The organism is Anaerophaga thermohalophila DSM 12881 (assembly GCF_000191885.1).
Classification (GTDB): Bacteria; Bacteroidota; Bacteroidia; order Bacteroidales; family Marinilabiliaceae; genus Anaerophaga; species Anaerophaga thermohalophila.
Genome location: NZ_AEWI01000020.1, coordinates 29667 through 56642 on the forward strand (window position 1 = coordinate 29667; position 26976 = coordinate 56642).

Below are 26976 nucleotides of genomic sequence, written 5' to 3' on the forward strand. Positions count from 1 at the left end.
ATGAAGAACATAATCATAACACCGGCACAGATTAAAAGAGAACTGTTCATCTGGCTCCTTTGTCTGATCACCGGAACCGGACTTAACATTTATGCAATTATTTATTACGAAACCATGTGGAGCGAACTTTATAGCCAAGCCGGATACGTCATCATTTTGAGCTTTGTTCTCTACCTTATTTTATGGTTATTCAGAGGGTTATTCAGGTTGATTCGATATCTGGTTAAAAAATTGTAGAATAGCCCGCTCTGTCCAAAAAGTCCTTAGCGATTAACTGACAGGCGAGAAGTAAAAGACCGGTGTTGGGTAGCTCTGGTTGAATAATCCTTAGCGGTTAGCCGGTTTCAAAACATCTTCATTTCTTGTAAACGCAACATGATTGACAATAAGTCTGAGCTCGTCCCATGAAACTTCATCACCGAAATGTTGTTTGATCTGAGTCAGAGTCTCTGCATGGTTCTCTTTAAGCCAGGCCTCTACTGCCTTTACTTTTTCAGAAGAAACAAATTGAAAGACATTTACCTCCCCCTTGCGCACAAAATGGCTGACATGATTATATATAGTACTTTTGGTCAATTGTCGCTCTTTGGCAATCTCATCAATATTTTTTCCTTTTTTAAAAAGGTTAAACGTCACCTGTTTGGTATCAACCTTTTCTTTTTTCGGGGGAGACGGCGGAATCTCATATATTTCTTTATCGTCAACAGGTAAATCAAGATTTTTCTCCTTACAGTAGTCAAGAACAATATCAAGTACTTCCCGCCCGTATTGTTCCAGTTTGCTTTTCCCAAAACCGTGAATCTTCTTCAACGCCTTGAGTGAAGCGGGAAGTGCATCGGCAATATGACGCATCGATTTCACCTGAAGAATCATATAAACCGGGCGATCTGACTCAGCCGCCCGCTCATCCCGCCAGTTTTTCAGGCGTGCATATAATTCGGGGTGAGCAACTGACGCACTTACTGATTTTTGCCTTTCGGCTGAACTTTTGGGTATTTCCCCATTCTCCAATAAACCTTTGGCTTTTGCTTCGAGGTATTTCTTTACCGCAAATCCGTCTCTGCATGCGTCGAACGTATACCGGCGAACCATTATCTCATTGCCCAGGCGCTCGAAAGCCTGATTTAAAGTTTTTCGGACCGCTTTATTATCCGTTTCAATACTGAATTTTTCAAAAGGGATACCAAGACCTTTATCAGTCCTTTGATAAAACCACTCACAAGCCTTCTTCAGCCTGTCCTGTAAAAGATTTTCATTGCCCTGATCTGCGGTTTCATTAATCATTCGCTCCACCTGAGCCATGAACTTCTCGGCCACCGGTTTTAATTCCGATGTTACAAGTGTTTTCATTTTCCCAAGTTCAACGGGAAGTTCCATCCCTACGGAACCTTTGTTTTCGTAAACGACTCTCAGAGTATACGCCAGTTGCCTTTCCATGGAAGTAAAATCAAACATTTCCTTCAAAAGGGAGAACCTGTAGTTTCGTTTTGACTGTTCCAGTGAATCATCATCAGCAGGGTTTTCTTCCACGTTGCGGATAAAATTTTTCACTTCAGGATCGGTTTTTAGTGCTCTGACATCAAGGGGATTGGTCAAAACAAGTCCTTCGAGTGTTTTGCACCGGCTCAGCGCAACATAAACCTGGCCGTGAGCAAAAGCGGCATTGGCATCTATTATAGCTTTTTCGAAGGTGAGTCCCTGGCTTTTATGAATAGTAATCGCCCAGGCAGTCTTCAGCGGATATTGCGTAAAAGTCCCTTCTACCTCTTCCCGAATTTCCCTGGTCTCTTCATCAATCTTATATTTTGTGTTATCCCAGCGGTCGGGTTTTACGGCAATTGCTTCGGGATCCTCCGGACATTTTACGAAGATGGTTTCTTTTGAAAAACCAGTTACCTTCCCGATTTTACCATTGTAATACAGTTTTTCCGGTGACGAATCATTTTTTACAAACATAACCTGAGCGCCTGTTTTTAGGACAAGTTCATAATCTGTCGGGAAATTGCTTTCCGGGAAATTCCCTTCAACCCTTGCCGAAAATTTCCGTGGATTGCCGGCAAGCGCTTCAAGCCGGGCATTATTGATTCTTCGGGATTGGTAATTGTGAGTGGTTAGAGTAATGTACCCTTCCAAATTGCCTTTCAACACTTCAGGCCGGTAACATCTATTGAGTAAGTCCAAACCTTCTGTATCGAGCCGGTTGTCTCTTATCTTATTCAGCAGTTCAATAAATTGTTCGTCCTGTTGACGAAAAATGTGTTTCAGCTCAATGCTCACATAATCTGTTTTCTGCAGAGCATGACTCCCAAAGAAAAAAGCCGACTGATAGTAGGGCCGCAGCAATTGCCATTCGTCGTCTTTCACAACCGGAGCAAGCTGCTGAAGATCACCAATCATCAGAAGCTGTACACCACCAAATGGTTTATCACTTTTTCGGAAACGGCGCAAAACCTCATCGATACCGTCAAGGAGGTCAGCCCTGACCATACTCACTTCATCAATAATCAGTAAATCAAGTGTTCTGAGTATATCAATCTTTTGGCGACTGTAGCGGTGAGGATGGCGTGCATCCTGACCATTCACACCGGTTGATCCGGGCAATATTGGCCCAAAAGGAAGCTGGAAGAAAGAATGAATGGTCACACCCCTTGCATTGATGGCAGCCACTCCGGTTGGAGCAACAACAACCATGCGTTTAGGAAGTTCTTTCTGCAGATTGTGAAGAAAAGTAGTTTTTCCGGTTCCGGCTTTGCCTGTCAGAAAAACATTACGATTAGTAAATTCCACAAATTCGCGGGCAAGTCGGAGTTCAGGGTTAGTTTGGAAAGCCATAACTGAGGTATTTAGATTTTTTAAAAGACGGACACCACTTCGATTTTTTTGGCGGAGCAGTTTTAATTCAATAGATCATCAGATATTTTAATGAGTGTGGTATAAAAAGCATATTTTTGTCAAAATCCAGGCATTTTAAATTTTTGTAACGAAATTAACTCGTTATTAATGAGGACACTAAATTTAAAACAACAACGAATTTAGCAACAAAAATGCTTTTTAGACCGGGCTCTTAAATTTAAGATACAATATAAATATTAAAACATTGATAATTTGCAATTTAAGTCATAAGTGCAGTATAAAAAGCCTTCAAACTGCTGATTTTTACCATTTTTACCCTGACCCCTAAAGGGGAACTGCTAAAAATCAGCAGTTTAAAAAAGTCCCCTTTAGGGGATTTAGGGGTCAAAAGGCTTTTTAGACTGCACTCAGTCATAAAAACTTTTAAATATAAACAATTGATTTAAAATCGCCTGTAAAAGTTTAACGGACTATTGTTAATGACACAATCATCAAAATTAAAGGATCGGAATTAATTTTTCAAAAATTAAAAGAAAATACAGCAATATTATCTTGTAAATATTTCATAATAAATTGATTATATTTAAAATTAATTCATCACAATACAACGCGCCTGTTTTTGCTTCTATCTTTATGTGATAATTGATCAGGCAAAAGAAAAAAACTCCCTATTTTTGTATATCTCGTAAATCAAACTTATCCCTTTTAAATACATGAGTGCAGTATAAAAAGCATATTTTTGTCAAAATCCAGGCGTTTTAAATTTTGCACCGGAGTCAACTTACTGTTACTGAGGATGCACAAATTTAAAACAACAATAAGATGAGTGCAGTATAAAAAGCCTTCAAACTGCTGATTTTTACCATCTTTACCCCTGACCCCTAAAGGGTAACTGCTAAAAATCAGCAGTTTGAAAAAGTCCCCTTTAGGGGATTTAGGGGTCAAAAGGCTTTTTAGACTGCACTCAAAGATGCTTTTTAGACGGGACCCATACATTTTTCAATAATTTAACCAATGATAAATCCCGGTTTCGATCGGGAATTTAGAAAAGTATAAATTATTGCGTGCGAGTTCCATTAGGTCAATAACTTAGATTAATTTTATACGGATGAAACGAGCATGGCAAAGTTTTCCACAAAAGAACATGTATAAAACTCTTACATGCGAGTTCCATCAGACCAATAACTTAGACTAATTTTATACTGATGAAACGAGCATGACAAAGATTGTCACAAAAGAACATGTATAAAACTCTTACATGCGAGTTCCATCAGACCAATAACTTAGACTAAATTTATACTGATGAAAAAACAATTTGCCCTCATAGCAGCCGGCCTGGCAATAATATCAGGCTGTGCAGACAAAAACAAAACAGATATGCGTCCTGCTTTCAATGCCGAAAAAGTTAAAGTAGAAAATGGTGTACTTACCCCGGAAATATTGTGGTCATTTGGCAGAATTGGTAATATTAAAGTATCACCCGATCACAAAAAAATTCTCTACACCGTAACCTGGCCTGATATCGAAAAAAACTCCTTCAATACCGATCTTTTCATGTCGAATATAGATGGGACGGACAAAAAGCGAATTGTTCCGTCCTTCAAAAAATCATGGACACTCAGCCTTTCGTTTGGTATAAAAAAGAAAGCAACGGACGACGGGGAAAATGAAAACTTCAGCATCTCAGATGTCAACTGGCGCCCCGATGGAAAGAAAATTACTTTTATCAGCAACAAACCAGGAAGCAAACAATTGTTTGAAATGCTGCCCGACGGGAAAGAAGTCGTTCAGATAACAGACATCCCAGACGGTATTAAAGGATACAAATATGCCCCAAATATGGAACATCTGCTTATCGTCAGGGATATAAAACTGGATGAAACACCTGCCGAAAAGTACTCAGACTTACCAAAAATAAATGCTCGCATAGAGGACGATCTGATGTACAGGCATTGGGATCACTGGCACGATTACAAATACAGTCACATTTATGTTACCTCTTATAAACCCGACAAATTGATTACGGATGCAACCGACATAATGGAAGGTGAACGTTACGACACCCCGCTTCAACCATTTGGAGGAATGGAACAAATAACCTGGACACCCGACAGCCGGGGAATAGCCTATACCTGCAAAAAAATGACCGGAAAGAATTATGCGCTTTCTACCAACTCCGACATATATCTTTACAACATAGATACAAAAATCACAAAGAACCTCACGGAAGGAATGCCAGGGTACGACAAAAACCCTGTATTCTCACCCGACGGACTGCGAATGGCATGGGAAAGTATGCCACGTGACGGGTATGAAGCCGACAAAAACCGGCTGATGATAAAAGACCTGGAAACAGGGAAAGTCATTGATTACACGGCAAATCTGGATCAGGACATACACAACCCCGTCTGGAACCTGATGGGAGATGCGCTCTTCTTTATCAGTAATCACCATGCCACAGAAGACATCTACCGCATTAATCTGCCGGGTGGTGACATTCACAAAATCACCGAAGGTGTGCATAATTACACATCAGTCATTCCGGCCGGTGGTCAACTTATCGCTACCAGGATGAGCATGAACATGCCTGCAGAAATTTTTGCTGTCAATCCCATAGATGGCACAGCTGCAAATATTTCAAAAGTCAACCTGCCAATTCTCAATAAACTCACTATGGGTGAAGTGGAAAAACGCTGGATTACAACCACCGACAATAAAAAAATGCTCACATGGGTCATCTATCCACCCAATTTTGATCCCCGTAAAAAATATCCGGCACTGTTGTATTGCCAGGGAGGGCCACAAAATAGTGTCAGCCAGTTTTGGAGTTATCGGTGGAACTTTCAGATGATGGCGGCCAACGATTACATAGTAGTTGCCCCAAACCGCCGCGGCCTGCCAGGCTTTGGCCGTGAATGGACAGAGCAGATCAGCGGAGATTACGGCGGACAAAACATGCAGGATTACCTCACTGCCATTGACACACTTGCCAAAGAGCCTTTTGTTGATGAAGAAAACCTTGGGGCTGTTGGTGCAAGTTACGGCGGCTTCTCTGTTTATTGGCTCGCAGGAAATCATGACAATCGCTTCAGCGCCTTTATATCTCATTGTGGTGTATTTAACCAGGATATGATGTATACAACCACGGAAGAAATGTTTTTCGTTAACTGGGATTTAGGCGGCCCTTACTGGGAAAAACCCGATAAAAGATATGATTTCTCTCCACACCTTTTTGTTGATAAATGGGACACCCCCATATTGGTCATTCACGGTGGAAAAGATTTCAGAATCCCTTACACACAAGGGATGGCTGCCTTCAATGCGGCACAATTGCGAGGCATACCCTCCAAATTCCTGTTTTTCCCCGAAGAAAACCATTGGGTGCTTTCCCCCCAAAACGGAATTCTTTGGCAACGCGAATTCTTTGCATGGCTTAACAAATGGCTGAAGGAAGGAGAAAACTGAGTGAAATGATGAACCGGCGAAACCTTGTCATGCCCGTTTCATTTGCAAACGGCAAAATAACTAAGGCTTTGTTGTTAGTTCTCGTTCTGCCCGCATGCGACGCCGACCTACAACAACCATAAAAACAATGGAAACAGCTTTCAGAAGAAATCCACTCATTATAAGCCAGTGACCCAGGTCGATTCCGGGCATAGCACGCTTCAGATATCCTCCGCCTCCTACCATCGCTATTCCGCCAAATAACATAGCAAGGTAACGTCCGGCAGCCAGTGTGCCATTCAACAACCCGATAACCAGATAAGCCACTTTTAAACCAATTCCGGGAATAAGAATATAATGATACCACTCAAAGCCTGTCAACAGAAGTCCTATCCCCAGAAGTACCAAAGCCAGACCTGTAAATAAAAGATATTTGTAATTCAACACGAGACCATTAAATTTTAACAACCAAAAATTCTGTTTCGTCAGTTTTTATTCAACAGAAAATTAAGATTATTGTTCTAATTGTAAATATTTGAAGCATCGTGGCCTGATTAATTCATGAGTTTTAGTAATGAGATGTTCAAATATCAAGAAATAAAAGCCACGTCGGATAAAACCAGGAAAAAGAATAATGAAACGAGCATGACAAAGATTGCCTTAATAGATTATCAGATTTTTAGATATCAGAAATTTAGTCAGTAGTTTTTAGTCAGTAGCCAGTAGCCAGTAGTGTGAATTATAAACACAATATACGTCTTTGCGTTTTAGCTTTTTTTACCAACCCCTGCAACACTGCAGTTTGCCCGTATAAAGAAAAAATATTTATAGTGATGAAACGAGCATGACAAAGATTGTCACAAAAGAACATGTATAAATAAACTCAATCATGCGAGTTCCATCAGACCAATAACTTAGATTAATTATATGCTGATGAAAAACAAATATTGTCCTATTAATTATTATTTTCGAGCCGGTTTTATTGAGTACCATTGTATTTCGCCGATAGTTGGACATTGTAATAGAAAATTTATGAATAGATCAGGCCCGCTGTAATTCATTACATAGGAAAAATATAACAGTCAGAGTACGGTATAAAACGCATATTTTTGTCAAAATCAAGACGTTTTAAAATTTTGTACACGAGTTGATGAGGATTCATCAGCACAAAATTTGTCTAAATTATTGGTCTGATGAAACTCACGATGAATCGTAAGATCGGCGTTGGCCAATTTTGTTCATCCCTTTTTGAAAATTTGGCCCTCTCAAATTCATGTTCGTTTCAAAAATTTAAAATAATAACGAGTTTGGCAACAAAGATGCTTTTTAGACCTGGCTCATAATAGTTTGCTTATCTTTATCACAACCTGAAATTCCCTCCCAAATAAAAACCATCCACAGAGATTTTTGTGGAGAAGGTGATTATTTACAAACAACATATCACACAGAAACTATATGGAAAGCAGCACAATGCTAATAACCGGTGCTTCTTCGGGGATTGGAATGGAAACGGTTCGTTATTTTGCAAGGCGAGGATGGAAAGTAGCCGCCACAATGAGAAATACATCTAAGGCGGGAAAACTGGTTAATATCCCCGGTGTTGCTATATACAGGCTGGATGTAACACAACCGCACAACGTTGAAGAAACGATAAACAAAGCCTGGAATGACATGAAGGGGATAGACGTTATTGTCAATAATGCCGGATACGGCGCCATCGGTATTCTCGAAGGGGCAAATGACGAACAAATCATCAGGCAGATGGACACCAACTTTTTTGGAACATTAAGAGTCATCAGAAACGTTCTACCCTTAATGCGAAAACGCGGACGGGGCACAATCATAAACCTGTCATCCATTGCAGGCCGGATGGGGCTTCCTCTTTACTCGTTGTATCACTCAAGCAAATATGCTGTAGAAGGTTTTACCGAAAGCCTCTATTACGAAGCCCGCCCATTCAATATAAAAGTTCGCCTGATTGAACCCGGACCCATTCGTACCGAATTTAACGGCCGCTCGAAAGATGAAATTATTCCTCCCGACGATGAAAGATACATCGCCATTTCACAAAAAGTCTCCCATTTCTATAATGCAACCTTTAAATATGCTGCAGAGCCCAAAGTTGTGGCAAGTACAATTTTCAGAGCAGCCAACTCAAAAGGAAACAGACTTCGCTATCCGGCAGGATTTCAATCACACATGCTTCTTTTTTTCTACCGGATTACGCCACTGCCTGTTTTTCGACTTATTACAAGATGGTTGATCAATATTTGAAAAGAAAGGCATGATGTTAGATGATTAGATTTAAGATGATTAGATTTAAGATAATACTTATTCCAAATAAAGAGTTTTTGATTTCTTCCCATCTCCTGATCTAAATATCTAACATCAAATTATTTATTTTTGAACAACTTTACCCTTTATCAGTTAAACTTTTTTCATGAAAACTCGTCAATTTATTATGTTTTTTGCAATAGTTCTTACAGTTCAGATACTGGTCAATTTATACCTGACCGTAAGGGGATATCAGGCTCTGGAAGCACATCCCAAAATCAGACCATGGTTTATTGTTTTCATGGTGGTAGCCACATTTTCGTATATGCTTGGCCGAACTCTGGGAAAAAGCATGTACAACGCGCTTACCGTTTCGCTTGACTGGTTAGGTGCTTTCTGGTTTGCGGTGATGCTTTATGCCACGATCCAGGTTTTTGCCATCGATCTGGCCCGATTGGTTAATCTTGGCATTCCTTTTATTAAAAAAATTTCGGGAACGGATTACACAAAATTCAAATTCATTACCGGGATTGTCGTAGCAGGAATTACGTTTCTTATTGTTACAGCCGGACATATTAATGCCTGGTATCCACGCATCGTCAATATCCCGCTAACCATCAATAAAAGTGGCGGAAACATGGACAGTCTGCGCATTGTGGCTGTCAGCGATATTCACCTGGGAACCATCATCGGACCGCGAAAAACGGGCAAACTGGTAAATACGATCAACAGCCTTAAGCCGGATATTATACTGATGGCGGGGGATGTACTCGATGAAGATGTAGGCCCGGTAATTCGTCAAAACCTCGGCGATTCATTGTGTAAACTGGAAGCACCCATGGGGGTCTATGCTTGCACCGGCAATCACGAATACATTGGAGGTGTCGAACCTTCTGTCCGATATCTCGAACAACATGGAATAAAGGTATTGCGTGATACAAGTATCCTTATTAAAAATTCTTTTTATTTGATTGGAAGAGAAGATCGTTATGCCAATTTCAGATCAGACAAAAAACGAAAATCAATAGATGAATTATTGGCAGGAATTAACACTCAAAAACCTGTAATTCTTTTAGACCATCAGCCATATCAACTCGAAGAGGTGGCCAATACCGGTGTCGATCTTCAAATATCAGGACACACTCATCATGGACAGGTATGGCCCTTCGGATACATCACAGAACGAATGTTCGAAGTAAGCAGGGGCTACAAACAAAAAGGAAACACCCATTTTTATGTAAGTACGGGATTTGGCACCTGGGGCCCGCCGGTTCGCACCGGGAACAGACCCGAAGTAATGGTTTTTACCCTGAATTTTAACCCGGCTGAATAAAGCTCAACAGATCGTTAGATTTTTAGATATAAGTGATTTAGTTAGTAGTTTTTAGTCAGTAGTTTTTAGTCAGTAGTTTTTAGTTAGTAGTTTTTAGTTAGTAGCCGGTAATGTGAATTATAAACACAACATACGTCTTTGCATTTAAGCTTTTTTCCCCAACCCCGTGCAACACTACAGTTTGCCCGTATAAAGAAAGAATATTTGCAGTGATGAAACGAGCATGTCAAGGTTTGTCTCAAAAGAACATGTATAATTAACCTCTAATCATCTAAGAAACCAAAAACAGGTAACAGATTCTTCGTCGTTACCTCCTCAGAACGACAGGTGGCCCTTTGTCATTCTGAACGAAGTGAAGAATCTAAAAAAAGCAAACAGACTAAAATATGTGATTTTTATTGATGAACTCAGTCTAAAAAGCATCTTTGTTGCCCAACTCGTTGTTGTTTTAATTTTTTGCATCCTCATTAACAACAAGTTAACTCCGATACAAAAATTTAAAACGCCTGGATTTTGACAAAAATATGCTTTTTATACTGCACTCAATCATTAAACAACAATTTGAGAAAGATGATTAATTCGTGTCTGTCCTCAAAGTGCCAGTTACTGTGTTACGCTCGTCCGAAAATTACTCATTTACGATGAGTAAACTTCGTATTTTCGGACTTCGCAAGCCTTATAAATGACACTTTCTGAACAGACGCATGATAAGTAGGAAACTTTTCCTACTTTATAGACAGGTACTAATTTGTGTCTGTCTATAAAGCAGGAAAAATATGTTCTTACTTTATTGACGGGAGCTAATGGCTTTTCTTGTGGAGAAGATTTTATTAACTTAAACCCCAAATTAAGCAAACGGAAACAGGAAAACCGAATACATGGTGTTATACAAGGAACAATCATGCAGATAAAAGAAAAATTAGCACCAGATAAAATCTTAGGAACTCTTCTAAAATGGCGCATAAGACATGTCAGCAATCGCCAATTCATAATGTTTTTGAGCATCATCGTCGGCATTGCTTCCGGACTGGGGGCAGTAGCCATCAAAAACAGCGTTCATTATATCAGTGTATTGGTACAAAATGTCATTCATTCCGAAGGACCTGCCTATGTGTTCTTTATTTCTCCTTTTATCGGGATACTTTTAACGGTAATATTCATAAAATACATACTCAAACGACCTGTCCGCCACGGAATTCCAAATGTGCTCTACGCCCTTTCGAAAAGAAAGGGCCGAATCCGTCGACATAATATGTTCTCAAGCATCGTCGCAAGTGCATTGACTGTAGGTTTTGGGGGAAGTGTAGGACTTGAAGGCCCCGCTGTTGCGACCGGTGCAGCCATAGGTTCCAATGTTGGCCGCTTATTTCGACTCAATTTCAGGCAAATCACTCTGCTAGTGGGATGTGCCTCAGCAGCAGCCATGTCGGCCATTTTTAAAGCACCTATTGCAGGCATTGTTTTTGCCCTTGAAGTGATCATGCTTGATCTCACCCTCTCGGCAATTGTTCCTTTACTTATGGCTTCAGCATCGGCAGTGCTTACCTCCTATCTATTTATGGGACAACAGGTGCTTTATCCGGTAAATATTACCGAAACCTTTGTAATGGAAGATTTATTGTTCTACATCGTTCTGGGAATCATTACCGGATTTGTAGCTGTCTATTTTACAAAAGTATACCTATACATTGAACGGATATTTCTACGTATGAAGAAAGCATCCACCCGGCTGATTGCTGGCGGGGCAATGTTAGGTGTTTTACTTTTCTTTTTTCCGTCATTATACGGCGAGGGGTATGACATCATCAACACAGCCCTGAGCGGGGATGCTTCTTTTATTTATGACCAGGAGTTATTCTCCAACCTTCAGTATTTCTGGCCGGTTACCGTTGTTTTAATGTTGATGGTGATAGGACTCAAAGTTGTGGCAACATCCATCACATTTGGTAGTGGTGGTGTGGGCGGAATTTTTGCTCCAACCCTGTTTATGGGCGCCAATACCGGACTTCTCTTTGCCTTTGTAGCTAACCAGATAGGATTTCACGGCCTGTCGGAACAGAATTTTGCGCTGGTGGGTATGGGAGGACTCATTGCAGGTGTTTTACAGGCTCCATTGACCGGCTTATTCCTCATCGCTGACGTAACAGGAGGTTACAAACTTTTTCTCCCGCTCATGATAACCGCTACCATCTCTTTTGCCACCGCCAAATCGTTTGTCAAAAACTCGGTCTACACACACCAGCTTGCCCGCCGGAAAGAGCTTCTCACCCACGATAAGGACCAGGTGGCATTAACTTTAATGGATGTTACGAAGCTTATAGAAACCGATTTCTCAAAAATATCGCCCGAAGCCACACTGGGAGACCTTGTCAAAGTAGTTTCAAAAGCTCACCGTAACCTGTTTCCGGTTGTCGATGATAAAGGAATGCTTCATGGCATGATAAAGATGGACGATATAAGAGATATACTATTCAAACCCGAACTTTATGATACTGTAAAGGTGAAAGACATCATGTATATGCCTGAATATTATATCAGTCCTGACGACAGCATGGAAGACCTGGTAGAAATGTTCAGGAAATCGGGACGATTCAATATCGCGGTCATCGACAAGGGCAAATATCTTGGCTTCATATCACGAGCCCAGGCATTTACAGCTTATCGGAATTTTGTAAAACGATTTTCGGGAGAGTATTAGGGGCGGGAGTTCCGGGCCCCTAAATCCCCAAAGAGGACTTTGGGATTTGAGTTCCGGATTGGGGGTCAATTTACTCAAATAATCCCTCATCCCTGATAAGCATTAAAATAGCAGATTGGGATACAATAACATACTGCTGATTATTGAATTCTATTTCGAAACCACTATTTTGTAGATAAATGGCCAAATCGCCTTCTTTGGGTTGAAGTGGCACGTAACGAACATTTTCATTTTTCGATTTCCAGGGTTCATCTTCCTCTGCAATAGCAGGGATAGGATAACCCGGACCAACTTTGATCACATACCCCGAATGAACTTTCTCTTTTTCCTGCACATTGGGTGGAAGGAAAAGCCCCGACTTGGTTCGTTTTTCTGGCGTTTTGGGCTGAATAAGAACACGATCGCCAACCATGATAAATTTATTCAGGTCTTTTTCGTCAATTCCAAAAATCATTTTTTTTGCTGCAAATATAAAAATAATCACAGTTAAAACTCTATTTTTGGAGTTGCCTAATCAGAAAGACCATTGCCAATGTTTAAAAAAGTTCCCCATACTTACGTTATTGTTTTTTCTTTAATTGTTATCGCAGCTATTGCCACGTGGTTTGTGCCTGGAGGTGAGTATGTCCCGGCAGGAGAAGTTCCTGAAGATGGTTCTGCACCGGGGGTTGTTTTTGAACGAGTTGAGAGCCAGCCACAAACCTGGCAGGTTTTTTCGGCTCTTTTCGAAGGCTTTGAAAAGCAATCGGGTATTATTGTTTTTATTCTGATGATTGGTGGCGCATTCTGGATTTTGAATGACAGTAAGGCCATTGACATCGGCATTTTATCTTTCCTTAATTTCACCCGCAAGCTGGATAAATACAAAGCCATCAGGGTAATTGGCGCTAACAATTTGATCATCGTGATGATTATGCTCATGTTTTCGGTTTTTGGCGCAGTATTTGGCATGAGCGAAGAAACCATCGCTTTTGTGGTGATACTCGTTCCGCTGGCTATTTCGATGGGCTATGACAGTATTATGGGCGTAGCCATGGTGTTTGTAGCCGCCGGACTGGGATTTGCCGGCGCCGTGTTGAATCCGTTCACCATCGGAATAGCCCAGGGATTAGCCGGACTTCCTCTTTTCAGCGGTTTTGAATACCGTTTGTTTTGCTGGGTTGTTATTAATATTGTGGGTATATCATTCGTATTGTGGTATGGGACCCGTATAAAAAAAGATCCTGCAAGATCGCCGGTTTATGAAGAAGACCACCATTGGCGGCATGAAATAAGTGAAAACAGTACAGCTATAAATCATCCAACATACAAAGCATCGTGGGTGGTATACTTTTTAATACTAACCGCACTCATACTCTTTTCGGTACAGTGGCCTTCAACAACCCTGAAAATAGGAGGAGGCGAAGGCATTACCGGCTGGTTTCTTCCCGCACTTACAGGACTTTTTGCTATTGTGGGATTCAGCGCTTTAAGAAAATCGTCACCAGCCTTTGTCCTTGTCATTTTAGGTTTCACCATATTGTTTCTAATCATCGGCGTTATGGGATTTGGCTGGTACATCATGGAAATTGCCACCCTGTTTTTCGCTATGGGCATTTTATCGGGGATAGCAATGAACAATAGTGCCGACCGCATCACTCACCTGTTTCTGGAAGGCGCAAAAGACATCATGTCGGCCGCTTTGATCGTTGGTCTTGCGGGCGGCATTATCGTAATACTTGAAAACGGAAAAATTGTACATACCATTCTCCATGCAATGGCAGGAGGCATGAAAGACCTGGGAAATATTGCTTCGGTTAATGTTATGTACGTCATTCAAACATTAATAAATATCATTATTCCCAGTGGTTCGGCCAAGGCTGCACTTACCATGCCTATCATGGCCCCGTTCAGTGATCTTATTGGTCTGTCACGACAAGCCACTGTTATGGCCTTTCAGTTTGGCGACGGCTTCACCAACCTTATTACCCCCACATCCGGAGTACTTATTGGTGTACTGGGAGTAGCCCGAATTCCCTACGTGAAATGGGCGAAGTGGATAGGACCACTCATTACGATATTGATTATTCTTGGATTCTTACTTCTTATCCCTACCGTAACAATGAATTTAAATGGTTTTTAATGTTGATAAATGTTTAGATGTCAGATTTGACAGGCGTATATGATGATTCGTATTAAACTTCAAAAAGACTTTCGAAAACAAACAATTAGAAAGAGTCAGCTATTGGCCGTTAATGGCTTAACAGACTATTGCAATGTGGTATTATTTATAAAATTCACGATACTGAATGATTAAAATTTCTTTCCCTGATCCTGTTGTTTTTGTTACAGGTTTGTTAATATTGCAAAAAGACAATTCTTTATGGCACGTCCCGAAAAAGTTCTCAAATATTGCCCCAGCTGCGGTTCAGGGCTTTTCAAGCCCGATTCGCCAAAATCATTTCATTGTAGCAGTTGCGGTTTTAAATTTTTCATTAACAGTGCTGCTGCAGTTGCTGCCATTATTGAAAATGATACCGGAGAAATATTACTAACAGTGAGAGGTGTAGAACCGGCTGTTGGCGCACTTGACCTGCCGGGTGGCTTCGTTGACCCAATGGAAAGCGGTGAAGAAGCATTAAAACGAGAAGTAAAAGAAGAACTGAATCTGGATATATCAGAAATGCATTATCTGATTAGCTATCCAAATGAATACATCTATAATGGTTACTCGGTTTTTACGACCGATTACGGATATGCCTGCAAAGTAAAGCACTTTGACAGCATAAAAGTAGCCGATGACATAGCCGATTTTCAGTTTTTCAATCCAAAGGAAATTGATTTTAATAAAATCAGCAGCAATTCAATTAAGAAAATATTGAAATTCTACATTGGCGGCAAATAATGACAAACGAATTAACAATACTCACCTGGAGCGCAGCAAGCATTGGTTTCGTACATACCATTCTGGGACCCGACCATTACCTGCCGTTTATTATGATAGGACAGGCGCGTAAATGGAATCTCTCTAAAACTTTGATTTTAACAGCCGTGTGTGGTATTGCCCACGTTTTGAGCAGCGTATTAATCGGGATTGCCGGTATTATCATAGGCATGCAGGTTCAGAAACTAACGTGGATTGAAGAAATAAGAGGAAATCTTGCTGCATGGGGACTTATTGCTTTCGGTCTCGCTTATGCTGTATGGGGGCTGAGACATTACTTCAAGCATAAAAACCTAAAAGCAAAAAATGATAATTCAGTCAATTCTACCAGGACTACTCCCTGGATGCTTTTTATCATATTCATACTTGGCCCCTGCGAACCATTAATCCCAATATTGATGTATCCGGCTGCTCATTATAGCGTACAAGCTCTAATAATGGTTACAACAGTTTTTGCCGTAGTTACTATTGGAACGATGCTAATAACCGTATGGGCTGCCTTTTCAGGGCTGTCTCAATTAAACATGCATAAATTACAACCCTATTCACATTTTCTTGCCGGCATCATTATCTTTGCGTCTGGAATATCCATACAATTTTTAGGACTCTAAAGCAGCTCTTATGCCACAGAAAACCGATCTGACCGGATTCTGGCGTTTCCGTGAAGAATTTGACACGGGCGAAGATGTTGGTGAAGCCAGACTGTTTCAAAAAGGCAAAAATCTGTCGGGTCATTTAGTATTCAAAGAGATAATTCCTGGCGACCCTGCCATGTTTGTCAGAACCAAACTAACAGGAAAAATTGAAAACAGGAAGGTTTATCTCAACGAAACTTCAGTTATTGTTTTATCTGAGGGCAAAGAAGATTATGTGCCCGAAGAAAGGAAAGGTCTGCTCAATGCCTTGGGACAGATTGTCGGTTCCGGTGAAGACCAACAAGGCGTTCACGGGGTGTTTGTGCTGGAACGTATTTTTTAATTCAAGTTTTGAGTGCAGTCTAAAAAGCATCTTTGTCGCCAAACTCGTTGTTGTTTTAAATTTTTAAATCCTCATTAACAATAAGTTAACTCCCACTGGTGCGGATTACCAGAATTACTGCCTTCGATACTCTCAAGAAATGTTTGAAGACCAAAACGTTCATTATCAACTCATGAATAATTTTGATGTTGAATTTTAAAAGGGAGAAATATTAACTTTTCAGTATTTCTTTAAAAGCTTTGTTAAATATATCTTCCAGCGTTTCAGACAGTATTTCTTCTTCCTCTTCCGATTCTTCAACCGAGTCATCTTTTTGTGAATCCCAGTATTTCAGGTGCCAGTCGCCGTTCTCAAATTCAAGTGCAGTCATATTATCCACCCAGTCGCCCGAGTTAAGATAAGTGATCGCACCTGCCGGTGATTTGATACGCTTCTTTGCCGGCCTGTGAATATGACCGCAAATCACATAATGATACCCTTTTCTAATTCCAAGTCGTGAGACCATACTTTCGAAGTTGGAAACAGTATCTTTCTTTCCTCCTTTCACCTTGTCTTTTATCTTTCCCGCCAATGAGATCGGACTTCCGCCAAAAAAGACCAAAAAGGAATTAACCAGCTTGTTTATTCCGGCCAGGATGCCATATCCGGCCGAGCCCATCTTGGCAAGCCATTTAGAATGATGCATCACCACATCAAAAACATCGCCGTGAAATATCCATGTCAACGTTCCTTCAATATTCAGGACTATCTTATTGTCTATCTGGAAATGTCCAAAATCAATTCCGGTAAAGCGTCGACCTACCTCATCATGATTGCCGGGAATAAAAATGATCTTTGTTCCTTTCTCAGCCATCTTAAAAAAATAACGAATAACTCTAATGTGAGAGGTAGGGAAATAGCGCCGGGAGAACCGCCACACATCGATGATATCACCATTTAGAACTAAAATTTCGGGCTGTATGGTTTTTAAATAGGAATAAAGTTCATTGGCTTTACTATTGAAAGTTCCGAGGTGGACATCGGAAACGACTACAGCTTTTAGTGGTCTTTTTGCATTCATACATCTGACTTATACTAACAAATATATAAAACTTTAGGCATGAAAAGACCATTAGGCATTAACGATTTCTATATCGCTAAATAAGTGTTGTTTATGAATTCTTTAGTTTAAACAAGCAATCTGTAAGATTCTCCTGTTTGACTTATTTCTTTTTCTTCAGTTCACCACCACTTTTTGGGAAACAGTTCCCGCAGTTGTATCAAAAATTATAAAATTTCTAAAAAATCACTGGAAAGAGTTAATAATTCGTTATTCGTTCTCTCAACAGTTGAGCACTCAAAAGGAAAGGTAAAAAAACACCAAGAACCAGTATGAAAAGGAAAATGAACTCATCTGCTACAATGACTTATAAGCACCAAGAATCCTATCCACCAAATCTCCTTTGGCAGGATCAATTTGTATGCGTCCCGGTTCTGCTTCAAACCATCGGATCGTTCGCTTAATGCCTTCGCTAAAGGGTATGGTCGCCTGAAAACCGGGAACAAACCGCTTGATTTTTGAATTGTCAAAAAATGACACTTTGTGCCTTGTCACCAATCAAGCTTCCATACGAATGTTCATCAAACCGGGCAATAAAATCAGAGGGGATATGAACGGCCTTTAAGGGAGCACCTGCTGCTTCAGCCACCATTTCATAAATCTGATTCCAGTTCATAATCTCGTCTGAAGTAATATGAAAACTGTGGCCAATAGACTGCCTGTGTCCCAAAAGTCCGTTAAATCCTTTTGCAAAATCCTCTGAATGGGTAATGGTCCACAATGAAGTCCCGTCTCCATGAATAATTACCTCTTTCCCTTGTCTGATCCTGTCTATAATGGTAAAATCTTTCCAGCCACATAAGGGAACCGGTATAACGGTATCATAAGTAAGCGACGGCCGGACAATTGTTATGGGAAAACCATCGTTCCGGAATCGCTGGGTAAGATAATCTTCACATGCAATCTTGTCGCGCGAATACTGCCAGTAAGGATTATACAGAGGTGTAGATTCTGTAATAACAGGATGCCCTCCCGGCTTCTGGTAAGCAGAAGCTGAACTGATAAAGATGTATTGCCTGGTGCGTCCGTTAAATATCCCGAAATCACGTTCAACGTCTTCAGGAGTAAAAGCAATCCAGTTGACAACCACGTCCCACTCATGTCCTTTAACGGCTTCGGCAACAGCATTCTTATCGGAATGATCCGCCACAAGATTTGTGGCTCCCTCGATCCTGACAGCACCGGTTCCCCTGTTAAGAAGATACAGATCAATTCCGCTTTTTACCGCCAGACGACTCGACGCTGTGCTTATATTTCCGGTTCCTCCTATGTAAAGTACTTTCATCAGTATAAAATTGGTCTAAGTTATTGGTCTGATGGAACTTATTATGCTTTAACTGATATAAGATTCTTCGCTCCGCTCAGAATGACAAACAGCTAAGGTTGAGGTTGAGAGTTCACCACAGATGACGCAGATGAACACAGATTATTTTTATTAACATCAATTAAAATCACATTTTAGGCTGTTTGCTTTTTTTAGGCGCTTAGCGCATAAAACTAACCAACAAGTTGTTTAAGTTGATTAAATCCCGCACAGGGGCTTTTTTCAGGCTTGTCCTGAAAAAACGTAGATTCTTCGCTCCGCTCAGAATGACAAAGGGCCACCTGTCGTTCTGAGGAGGTGACGACGAAAAATCTGTTCCCCGCGGTTGCGGATTTCTTTGCCGCTTTGCTCTGCAAAGAAATTCGCGTTAGCTGGGTCATCTTATTTCTTAAACTCGAACGTTCTATTATACCAAGTTCCAACCTCTACCCTATCTAACCTCGTTAACCTCGAACTTAACCCTTCTGACTGTCAAACTTCTACCTGTTGGTCACTTTTATCTGACTAAAACCATAAGCTGCTCAAAAGATGCTTAAACTTAAGGAAACCCTATTCTACAGATCATTCAAGGTATTGACAATCAAATCGTTTTCCACATCCAATTCTTTATCTGTTTTCAGGTCAACTACCACCGACTCTCCCGGAAGAATATCAAAATAATTATCGGAAAAATGCCCTGAACCGTCAGGAGTATCGAGAAAAACGTTCTTCGCAAGTTTTTCGGAAGATACCGTCACACTGTACCCGTCAGGGGTTTTTACTGAAGATATTTCTATCTTTGTTTCAGGAAGCTCAAGGGCTTTGGAACGCTCAAAATAGAGCAGGTTATCAGCAATAATCTGTCCTCCGGACTGAAACTCGACGGAGAAAAGCAGAGAATTTAATTCCTGACCGTCTGCTATTACTGCCAAACCATTTTCAAAAACGACCTTTGAAGAATTGGCCGGAACTTCCGCTTCAATCTTTTCAGAGTATAATACTTTCCCCTCAAAATCAATCAATTTCACAAATAATTCTCCCGAAATAGACTGAAGGTAATCATTGACAGCATAAACCCTGACCTTACCATCTTCATTGACAGGCGAAACCATAATTGGCTCATTGGCTTCACGCACAAAATAGTGTGCAGCTTTCCAGCGACCGTAATAATCGACCGTTGACCATGAAATGGCAGGCCAGCAGTCGTTCAACTGCCAGTAAAGCGACCCCATACAATGTGGTTTGTTTCTCCTGTGTGCCTCAATGGCTGTTTTGTAGGCTTTTGCCTGAAGCAATTGACTAACGTAAACAAAATTCTCAAACGAATCCGGAACATCATAATATTGTTCCATATACCATTTTATCATATCATTACCATCAAAGCCGGGACGGATGTAAGGCATTCTTCCGCGCTGACGGTGCCGCATCACTTCAGAATCATAGCTCCAATCCTGCTTTTCGGAGAACCGGCGGATGGTATGCATAGAGGGGAAAGATTGCAACCCGTATTCACTGACAAAACGTGGAACATCTTCTTCGAAAGCGGAAAAAGGTTTTCGCCCGAACCAGATGGTCCAATCGTGTTCATCACCGGATTTCCGGTCGGCTTTCGTCCCTCCATAACTCATTGGTGTTGATGGCCAGTAAGCCCGCTGAGGATCATATTTTTCAACGGCGTTGGGCAATATCTCGTGGAATATCTTTTCGTAGGTATTCCAAACAAAATCTCTTACATCGGGCTCATACATATCCTTCCAACCCCATTCATGCCAACCATGGAAATTTTCATTGTTCCCACACCATAATGCTAATGAAGGATGGTTACGTAAGCGCTTAACGTTATATTCGGCTTCCTTCCTGATATTTTCCAAATGATCTTCATCGCCAGGTTGAAGGGCACAGGCAAACATAAAGTCCTGCCAAACCAAAATGCCGTTTTCATCGCAGAGCTCGTACAAATAGTTATCACCATATATGGCACCACCCCAGACTCTGATCATATTCATATTGGCCTCAACCGCATTATTGATAAGTTGCTGATACCTTTGCTCTGTAATCAAAGGAGTAAGCGTTTCGGGTGGTATAACATTGGCCCCCTTCATAAAAACAGGAACCCCGTTTAATTCGAAATAAAACGTATGTCCCGTCTCATCGGGTTCCTGCACCAGTTTAAGTGTGCGGATACCATAATTTAGTTGATATGTATCCAGCAAGCAAATTTCGTCTTTCAGAGAAAAGTTGAAACTATAAAGATGCGGTTCCCCGAGTCGGTTGGTCCACCACAATTTAGGATTATTCACTTCCAACTTGAAAGGTATTTTATTCGTACCCTGTTTAAGTTCAACATTTTTACTAAATCCTTCGGGAACGCCGTCCAATTCCATCTCAACACCGTATTTGCCGGATTTTGTGGCGTTTATGGTCATAAAACCGGAAACTGTTGCAGTTTGCTCATCGGCTTGATCGGTTTGAACATAAACATCTTCGATAACAGCTTTGCTCCATGCTTTCAGCTCCACAGGCTTCCAAATACCTGAAGTAACAAGCCGTGGGCCCCAGTCCCATCCGTAATGGAAAGGTGCCTTGCGGGTAAAAACGTTTGTTCGCTCCCCTTCAGGCGCTTGTTCATTAACCGCTGGAAGAGTATAGTCCAACTGTTTCAATTTTTTCATTCCCTCTTTGACTGGAGAATGAAAATAGATACGCAGTTCATTTTCACCCTCAACCAGATGCTCCCTGACATCGACATTCCAACCAACAAACATGTTGTCAGCTTCCAGAATTTTGGTATCGTTCAGAAAAACATCGGCATAAGTATCCAACCCTTTAAAAACAAGCTCTATAACATCGGGACCCGACAAAAGAGATTCATCCACATTAAAAGTTGTGCGATAGATCCAGTCTTCATCCTCAATCCATTGCACATCGTCCTCATTCATTCTGTAATAAGGATCTTCAATAACACCGTTTGCCATAAGATCGGAATGAACAGTCCCCGGGACTTTTGCAGGCATCCATTCATCGGTTCCCGCTTGCGAAAACTCCCAATTATCATTAATTTCAAGAGTCACGGGAGCCCCTTCAAATTGCTCTTTACACGAGCCCGAAAACATTAAAATTCCGGAGAAGAAAAAAAGCATACCTAACAAAGATTTCTTTTGAAACATAGTCATTTAGATTTTATCCGAAAAACTTAACTTCTTTTAGTTGCCAGAAGAACATAAAAGTAATCATCATTACAACATCTGGCAAGTGGTAGGCGCTTTTATTTTTTATCTGTTCAAAAATAGCTTTTTGTCGATTTATACAAGAACTCAAAAGGTTGAATACATACTTGTTTTGCGGGAAATCGAAACAAATTGCGAAAATCTTTGAGAGGCTGGTTTCATTGATACTGACCTATAGTTTAGCATGCACGCTTTTGCTATCCTCTCAATTATACTTATTTTTGGATGTTAAGAAAATAAGTCCACACCTGATAAGGAGTGCACTGTTTAATAAGCCTAACCACAGAAGACTCAAAGTAAATCCTTAGCCAAAGCTACAATTTCCTGAAAATGCAAAATTTTTATGATAAAGAATTGTAAACTAAGTTATTGCAAACAATCGGTCGCCTGGTTTTCTTAGCAAAGAAAACCAGGCGAAATGATACGAATTATGCGAAGTATCGCTTTACTTAGCGTTAACTCCGATTTAGATATTGAGGAGATCATTCTCTTATGCCTGAATATTTGAAAAAGAAAAAAAACAGCCGGTACATTTCCAGAACCAGTGCTTTAAAAGCGGTTATTTTATTGTCACTTCTCACTGGAACTCAATCAAGCGCAAGAAGCACTATAATTGGGAACCCGCCGGTATATCATTTTTCGCACACCGATTACAATAGTGATTCTCAATTCTGGGCAGCTTGCCAGGATTCTTCCGGAGTGATGTATTTTGGCAATAATTACGGGGTACTGCGATTTGACGGAGAACGATGGGACAAAACAACAATGCCCAACAACAGTTCGGTCAGGAGCTTGTACTGTGCAACCAACGGCACAGTTTATGCCGGAGGTTTTAATGAATTCGGGATAATAAAAAACAATGCAGACGGAAGCTTTTCTTACCACTCACTAATCGGTAATCTTCCATCCAGATACAGGGATTTCGGGAATGTCTGGAATATCATGGAAAAAAACGGAACCATCATTTTTCAGAGTTTTGATTATTTATGTCTTCTGAATAATAATAATTACGAAATAATTGAGCCATCAGATTATTTCGGTTTTGCCGGGGAATGCAAGAATCATATATTTGTTTTGGATAACATGTTGCTTACGTTGGATGTAAGTACATCTCAATTCACTCCTTTTATTTCAAATGATCTGCTGAACAATGAAGAGATTCTGAATATTATACCTGGTAACGAAACATCCAATGTACTTATCTTTACAAAAGAAGGAAGCCTGTATGTAGTTGATATTAACACCAAGGCCATTCTGAAACGAGATAATCTTAGTTTGAGAAGCTCAGGCCAGGTTTTTACGTCGGTTCTTCGTTCATCCTCGGGGACTATTTATACAGGAACATTAAGCAAAAAATTGTCGTCGTGGCAATACAAAGACAGCCAGCTAAGGTACATCCGCACCTTCTCCGATTTACAAGACCACACTGTACTCAATATTTTTGAAGCACGTGAAGGCATTATCTGGACATTACTGAATAAAGGTCTTGATTTTTTCGACCCCAATGCACACCTTACTTCTGTCTTTCAGGGATCGTCCATCTATGATGTTGTTTTGTATAAAAATCGTCTTTACATAGCCACAAACCAGGGCGTATTCAGAACAAACCAACCGATATCCGACAACATCATTCATCTAAGTGAATTTGAAAAGCTACCCAGACTGGAAGGCCAGGCCTGGTCTCTAAAAATAATAGAAGGCGAGCTTTTTTGCTCTCACGACAGAGGGTTGTTTCATATTTCCGGCAATCAGGTGAAAAAGGTAGGAGACTTCTCCGGAGTATGGAAACTATATCCGGCGTCACAAGCAGAAAATCAATATTTTGTATGCACATACACCGGATTGGGTCTAATTTCGGTTACTACCCCGAATGTCATGGTATTACAGGAAAAAATCAAAGGATTCGATGAATCTACACGTGATTTGATGGCGATTCCCGGCGACCGACATTCTTACTGGGTATGTCACGGATATAAAGGAGTATTCAGGATAAAAATCAATGATTCCAACTCGCGGGTGATCTCAACCGAACATTTTAATGAGCAAAACGGATTGCCGTCTTCTTTCAATATAAACGTGCATCGATGGAGAGGCAAGAATATTTTTTCGACTAATCATGGCCTTTATACGTTCGACTCAATCACGGAACAATTTGTTGTTCATAAGGAATTGACCAATATTCTGGGAGATGAAAAAAACATTCGCCAGCTTGTTGAACACGGAGATACTACATGGTGCGTCATTGATGATCAGATAGCCTTTATTGACCACAAACAGGAAGACAAGGTGATAACAGATCCCTTTCTGTCGCTGAAAGGAACTCTCAATCGTGGAATGGAGTGTATTGTTCCACTGAAAGGAAGTAATGAGGTTCTTATTGGTACCACCAACGGTTTGTTTGCATACAACCCTGTATCAACAAAAAAATGGAAGTCCGGATAATCTTCCCAAAACGCAAATTCAAATCGTCACATTCAGCATGAAAGATTCGACTGCTACTCGCCGTCCCGATGCTTTCGAATCCCCAATAGTAATTCCCAACGATGCCTACAATATAAGTTTCAGATTTTCAGCACCATTTATCAGAGACAAGGCCAATATTCGTTATGCCTATTTACTGGAAGAGCGAATGGATAACTGGTCGCAATGGCAGGTGAAACCGGAAGTCAGCTTTTCTTTTTTGAAGAGTGGCGATTATACATTGAAAGTGAAAGCTAAAAGTCTTTCGGGAGAATATGCTTTGCCTGCGCAAATCAGTTTCACTGTTGAACCGGTATGGTATGCTACCATGCCATGGGTCATTTTTTGGTCGGCTTTGGCATTTGCACTGGCTTTCAGTATTTTCAAACGAATACAAAAAATCATTCTGAAAGAAAAAGAAAAAACCCGTCAGGAAGAAAAAGAACTGCAAAAAGCAAGAGAAATTGAACGGGAAAATCAAATAATCATGCATGAAAAAGAACGCATCGAAGCCGAAAACATTGAAAAAAGTAAAGACCTGGCTAACAATGCCATGCTAATTGCAAAGAAGAGAGAATTGCTGATTGACATTCAATCAAAACTCAATAACATCCGGAAAAATGCAAAGAATGACATAGTTCGCAAAAACATTCTGGACATTGTGCGAAATATCCAGATAAGTTTGAACGATGAAAAACAATATCAACTCTTCGACATTAATCTTGAGCGGGTACATCAGGAACTCTTTGACGAATTAAAAAAACGATATCCTTCTATCACAATAAAAGAACTTAGAATGTGTGCGTTCATAAAAATGGAACTGACCAACAAAGAGATGGCCAGTATCTTTAACATTTCGGTAAGAGGAGTAGAAACAGCCCGATACCGGTTGAAAAAGAAATACCCCAACATTCATGAGTTGATTGGTCAGCCGTAATTAGAAAATCAAGCGAATAGCAAATAAAGAGCAATAGCCCTGTACAACGTTCCGGGCTATTGCTCAAAACCTCCGTTATTAATTCAAAGGGATTATTAAACTGTCAAATTAAATTCAGCTATTGTTCCAAAACAGACAGAACAGCATTAGCTTTCCCGGCTGTTATGTCAACTTCAAAAACATAAGTTGCGCCCTCAGCCAGTGTTACTCCTTCAACCAATCCGAGATTTCCGGGATCTCTGCCATTTGTTCCGTCGCCAACAAACACAATATCACTGTTGGTTGTCAGGTTATCGTTTTTGTATTCACCTCCCCACCCTTTCTGATGGAAAAACTTAAAGTTAATGGCGACAGCATTGACAGATTCACCGGCAATTACTGTTACCTGATACTTCTTCGGTGTTATTTGAGACATACAAAGTGCTTTATCAGGATTCCAACCTACTTCATTGATTAACGAAGGTTTTCCAATATCTGTTCCGATTATCCAGAGAGCACCGCTTCCGTCATCCTGAAGAGTTGCCAGACCATCACCCTGCATGGCTTCCACAATAAAATAGCTAAACTCGAAATTAGCTGTAACCCTGTACTTTCCGGTAACAGGAAGGAAAGTAAAGGTGCCGTCTCCATTAACATCAAAAAAGTCGGGGTCGATCCACCATTGTTCAATATCCGGGATTCCGTCCACTTCAATTGTTTGGTTTTGTTCCAGTTCCAGTTCAACTTTATAGTTGTCGTCATCCACCATTGTCATTTCTTTGCCTGCAAATTCAAGTGTTATAAACGGAGTCCCCTCATAAGAAAACGTATTAAAAGTAATATCGTACTCTCCTGCTGCATAATTTGAGAATGTTATCGGAGCATCTGTACCTTGTGTTATACCACCATTTTTCCACCCAAAAGTAATTACATTCCCATAGTCATCAACTACCGGTGTTTTGATATATCCTTTTACTTTCTGAGGGAAATTGTCGGTAACCTGGTAATGATACAAATCAATCCGGTTCATTTGGTACTCTTCCTGTTCTGTCACAAAAGTAAGATACGGATAATCGGGACGTGAGATATCCACATTATAGCTCTGTTCCTCAATGGCGAACTTAATGTTTTGAAGGACAAACTTCAGAGTTGCTGTCCCGTCGGGAATATCCTTAAGAAACGGCACATAAATTTTCCCATTGTATTCGCCTTCTGTTTTAGTACGAATTACAGTTTCCTCTACCATTTCATCGCCAAAAAACAATTGTACTTTAAGGGTAGATAATGGTACCTCTTCAGCATCCCTTACATTAGCAGAAAAAGGGATACTGTCACCAAAATGAGCCTGAGTGACTTCATTGTTTAATGTCAATTCCGGTTGTCCGGTTACCTCTTCGTCTTCTTCACACGAAACAAGAAATAAAACCGGAAGTAATAAGCTGAGATAAAATATTGTCTTTTTCATACT

At 40.5% G+C, this 26976-nt stretch carries 19 protein-coding genes; 11 read left to right on the forward strand and 8 right to left on the reverse strand.

The window, feature by feature from the left end:
• A complete protein-coding gene (locus ATH1_RS0107490) occupies positions 1 to 237 on the forward strand; it encodes a hypothetical protein (RefSeq protein WP_010419680.1) in 237 nt (78 codons plus the stop codon).
• A 90-nt stretch (positions 238 to 327) separates the two neighbouring features.
• Here ATH1_RS0107490 and ATH1_RS0107495 read toward each other — a convergent pair whose 3' ends face one another.
• Positions 328 to 2832, reverse strand: a complete 2505-nt coding sequence (locus ATH1_RS0107495) for a helix-turn-helix domain-containing protein (protein ID WP_010419682.1) — start codon at positions 2830 to 2832, stop codon at positions 328 to 330.
• 1323 nt (positions 2833 to 4155) lie between these two features.
• Between ATH1_RS0107495 and dpp5 the strand changes: the two genes are divergently transcribed.
• Complete coding sequence (gene dpp5 / locus ATH1_RS0107505; protein WP_010419686.1) at positions 4156 to 6318, forward strand: dipeptidyl-peptidase Dpp5; 2163 nt, start codon at positions 4156 to 4158, stop codon at positions 6316 to 6318.
• Between the two features lie 60 nt (positions 6319 to 6378).
• Here the strand turns inward: dpp5 and ATH1_RS0107510 are convergent, their stop codons facing one another.
• Positions 6379 to 6744 carry a hypothetical protein gene (locus ATH1_RS0107510; RefSeq protein WP_139035300.1) on the reverse strand — a complete coding sequence of 122 codons (366 nt, stop codon included), beginning with the start codon at positions 6742 to 6744 and terminating at the stop codon, positions 6379 to 6381.
• Between the two features lie 1008 nt (positions 6745 to 7752).
• Here ATH1_RS0107510 and ATH1_RS0107520 point away from each other — a divergent pair.
• From ATH1_RS0107520 to ATH1_RS0107535, 3 genes are all read left to right on the forward strand, one after another.
• The gene (locus ATH1_RS0107520; RefSeq protein WP_010419692.1) at positions 7753 to 8571 is read left to right on the forward strand and encodes an SDR family oxidoreductase; all 819 of its coding nucleotides are present in this window, start codon (positions 7753 to 7755) and stop codon (positions 8569 to 8571) included.
• A 187-nt stretch (positions 8572 to 8758) separates the two neighbouring features.
• Entirely contained in the window at positions 8759 to 9904 is a 1146-nt protein-coding gene (locus ATH1_RS0107525; RefSeq protein WP_010419694.1) for a metallophosphoesterase, read from the forward strand.
• Between the two features lie 901 nt (positions 9905 to 10805).
• Positions 10806 to 12602 carry a chloride channel protein gene (locus ATH1_RS0107535; RefSeq protein ID WP_044115052.1) on the forward strand — a complete coding sequence of 599 codons (1797 nt, stop codon included), beginning with the start codon at positions 10806 to 10808 and terminating at the stop codon, positions 12600 to 12602.
• 70 nt (positions 12603 to 12672) lie between these two features.
• Here ATH1_RS0107535 and ATH1_RS0107540 read toward each other — a convergent pair whose 3' ends face one another.
• Positions 12673 to 13056: a co-chaperone GroES gene (locus tag ATH1_RS0107540; RefSeq protein WP_029164013.1), complete on the reverse strand. Its 384-nt coding sequence runs from the start codon at positions 13054 to 13056 to the stop codon at positions 12673 to 12675.
• A 78-nt stretch (positions 13057 to 13134) separates the two neighbouring features.
• Between ATH1_RS0107540 and ATH1_RS0107545 the strand changes: the two genes are divergently transcribed.
• The 4 genes from ATH1_RS0107545 to ATH1_RS0107560 all read left to right on the forward strand — a co-directional run bounded on the left by ATH1_RS0107545 (position 13135) and on the right by ATH1_RS0107560 (position 16503).
• Positions 13135 to 14724, forward strand: coding sequence for a YfcC family protein (locus tag ATH1_RS0107545; protein ID WP_010419701.1), 1590 nt, complete (start codon positions 13135 to 13137; stop codon positions 14722 to 14724).
• A 240-nt stretch (positions 14725 to 14964) separates the two neighbouring features.
• Positions 14965 to 15486, forward strand: coding sequence for an NUDIX hydrolase (locus ATH1_RS0107550; RefSeq protein ID WP_010419704.1), 522 nt, complete (start codon positions 14965 to 14967; stop codon positions 15484 to 15486).
• A complete protein-coding gene (locus ATH1_RS0107555; RefSeq protein ID WP_010419707.1) occupies positions 15486 to 16136 on the forward strand; it encodes a sulfite exporter TauE/SafE family protein in 651 nt (216 codons plus the stop codon). Before ATH1_RS0107550 ends, ATH1_RS0107555 begins: the two co-directional genes overlap by 1 nt.
• A gap of 10 nt (positions 16137 to 16146) precedes the next feature.
• Positions 16147 to 16503, forward strand: coding sequence for a hypothetical protein (locus ATH1_RS0107560; protein ID WP_010419709.1), 357 nt, complete (start codon positions 16147 to 16149; stop codon positions 16501 to 16503).
• Positions 16504 to 16714: 211 nt separating this feature from the next.
• On the opposite strand, the gene ATH1_RS0107565 is transcribed toward ATH1_RS0107560, so the two are convergent.
• From ATH1_RS0107565 to ATH1_RS0107580, 4 genes are all read right to left on the reverse strand, one after another.
• Positions 16715 to 17563 (reverse strand): UDP-2,3-diacylglucosamine diphosphatase, encoded by an 849-nt coding sequence (locus tag ATH1_RS0107565; RefSeq protein ID WP_010419712.1) that lies wholly within the window; start codon positions 17561 to 17563, stop codon positions 16715 to 16717.
• 336 nt (positions 17564 to 17899) lie between these two features.
• A complete protein-coding gene (locus ATH1_RS22190; RefSeq protein ID WP_245531741.1) occupies positions 17900 to 18082 on the reverse strand; it encodes a hypothetical protein in 183 nt (60 codons plus the stop codon).
• Positions 18069 to 18887: an SDR family oxidoreductase gene (locus ATH1_RS19210; protein ID WP_245531742.1), complete on the reverse strand. Its 819-nt coding sequence runs from the start codon at positions 18885 to 18887 to the stop codon at positions 18069 to 18071. Before ATH1_RS19210 ends, ATH1_RS22190 begins: the two co-directional genes overlap by 14 nt.
• 593 nt (positions 18888 to 19480) lie before the next feature.
• Positions 19481 to 22072, reverse strand: a complete 2592-nt coding sequence (locus ATH1_RS0107580) for a beta-mannosidase (RefSeq protein WP_010419716.1) — start codon at positions 22070 to 22072, stop codon at positions 19481 to 19483.
• Positions 22073 to 22624: 552 nt separating this feature from the next.
• On the opposite strand from ATH1_RS0107580, the gene ATH1_RS0107590 reads away from it, so the two are divergent.
• Positions 22625 to 24574, forward strand: coding sequence for a ligand-binding sensor domain-containing protein (locus tag ATH1_RS0107590; RefSeq protein WP_029164014.1), 1950 nt, complete (start codon positions 22625 to 22627; stop codon positions 24572 to 24574).
• A gap of 37 nt (positions 24575 to 24611) precedes the next feature.
• A complete protein-coding gene (locus ATH1_RS0107595) occupies positions 24612 to 25529 on the forward strand; it encodes a triple tyrosine motif-containing protein (protein ID WP_029164015.1) in 918 nt (305 codons plus the stop codon).
• Between the two features lie 118 nt (positions 25530 to 25647).
• On the opposite strand, the gene ATH1_RS0107600 is transcribed toward ATH1_RS0107595, so the two are convergent.
• On the reverse strand, positions 25648 to 26973 hold the full coding sequence (locus ATH1_RS0107600) for a DUF5125 domain-containing protein (RefSeq protein WP_010419722.1): 1326 nt from the start codon (positions 26971 to 26973) through the stop codon (positions 25648 to 25650).
• Positions 26974 to 26976: the final 3 nt, after the last annotated feature.

Coding starts and splice junctions, on each gene's coding strand:
- ATH1_RS0107490 (WP_010419680.1), top strand. CDS start 1: ATGAAGAACATAATCATAACACCGGCACAGATTAAAAGAGAACTGTTC.
- ATH1_RS0107495 (WP_010419682.1), bottom strand. CDS start 2,832: ATGGCTTTCCAAACTAACCCTGAACTCCGACTTGCCCGCGAATTTGTG.
- dpp5 (WP_010419686.1), top strand. CDS start 4,156: ATGAAAAAACAATTTGCCCTCATAGCAGCCGGCCTGGCAATAATATCA.
- ATH1_RS0107520 (WP_010419692.1), top strand. CDS start 7,753: ATGGAAAGCAGCACAATGCTAATAACCGGTGCTTCTTCGGGGATTGGA.
- ATH1_RS0107525 (WP_010419694.1), top strand. CDS start 8,759: ATGTTTTTTGCAATAGTTCTTACAGTTCAGATACTGGTCAATTTATAC.
- ATH1_RS0107535 (WP_044115052.1), top strand. CDS start 10,806: ATGCAGATAAAAGAAAAATTAGCACCAGATAAAATCTTAGGAACTCTT.
- ATH1_RS0107540 (WP_029164013.1), bottom strand. CDS start 13,056: ATGATTTTTGGAATTGACGAAAAAGACCTGAATAAATTTATCATGGTT.
- ATH1_RS0107545 (WP_010419701.1), top strand. CDS start 13,135: ATGTTTAAAAAAGTTCCCCATACTTACGTTATTGTTTTTTCTTTAATT.
- ATH1_RS0107550 (WP_010419704.1), top strand. CDS start 14,965: ATGGCACGTCCCGAAAAAGTTCTCAAATATTGCCCCAGCTGCGGTTCA.
- ATH1_RS0107555 (WP_010419707.1), top strand. CDS start 15,486: ATGACAAACGAATTAACAATACTCACCTGGAGCGCAGCAAGCATTGGT.
- ATH1_RS0107560 (WP_010419709.1), top strand. CDS start 16,147: ATGCCACAGAAAACCGATCTGACCGGATTCTGGCGTTTCCGTGAAGAA.
- ATH1_RS0107565 (WP_010419712.1), bottom strand. CDS start 17,563: ATGAATGCAAAAAGACCACTAAAAGCTGTAGTCGTTTCCGATGTCCAC.
- ATH1_RS19210 (WP_245531742.1), bottom strand. CDS start 18,887: ATGAAAGTACTTTACATAGGAGGAACCGGAAATATAAGCACAGCGTCG.
- ATH1_RS0107580 (WP_010419716.1), bottom strand. CDS start 22,072: ATGTTTCAAAAGAAATCTTTGTTAGGTATGCTTTTTTTCTTCTCCGGA.
- ATH1_RS0107590 (WP_029164014.1), top strand. CDS start 22,625: ATGCCTGAATATTTGAAAAAGAAAAAAAACAGCCGGTACATTTCCAGA.
- ATH1_RS0107595 (WP_029164015.1), top strand. CDS start 24,612: ATGAAAGATTCGACTGCTACTCGCCGTCCCGATGCTTTCGAATCCCCA.
- ATH1_RS0107600 (WP_010419722.1), bottom strand. CDS start 26,973: ATGAAAAAGACAATATTTTATCTCAGCTTATTACTTCCGGTTTTATTT.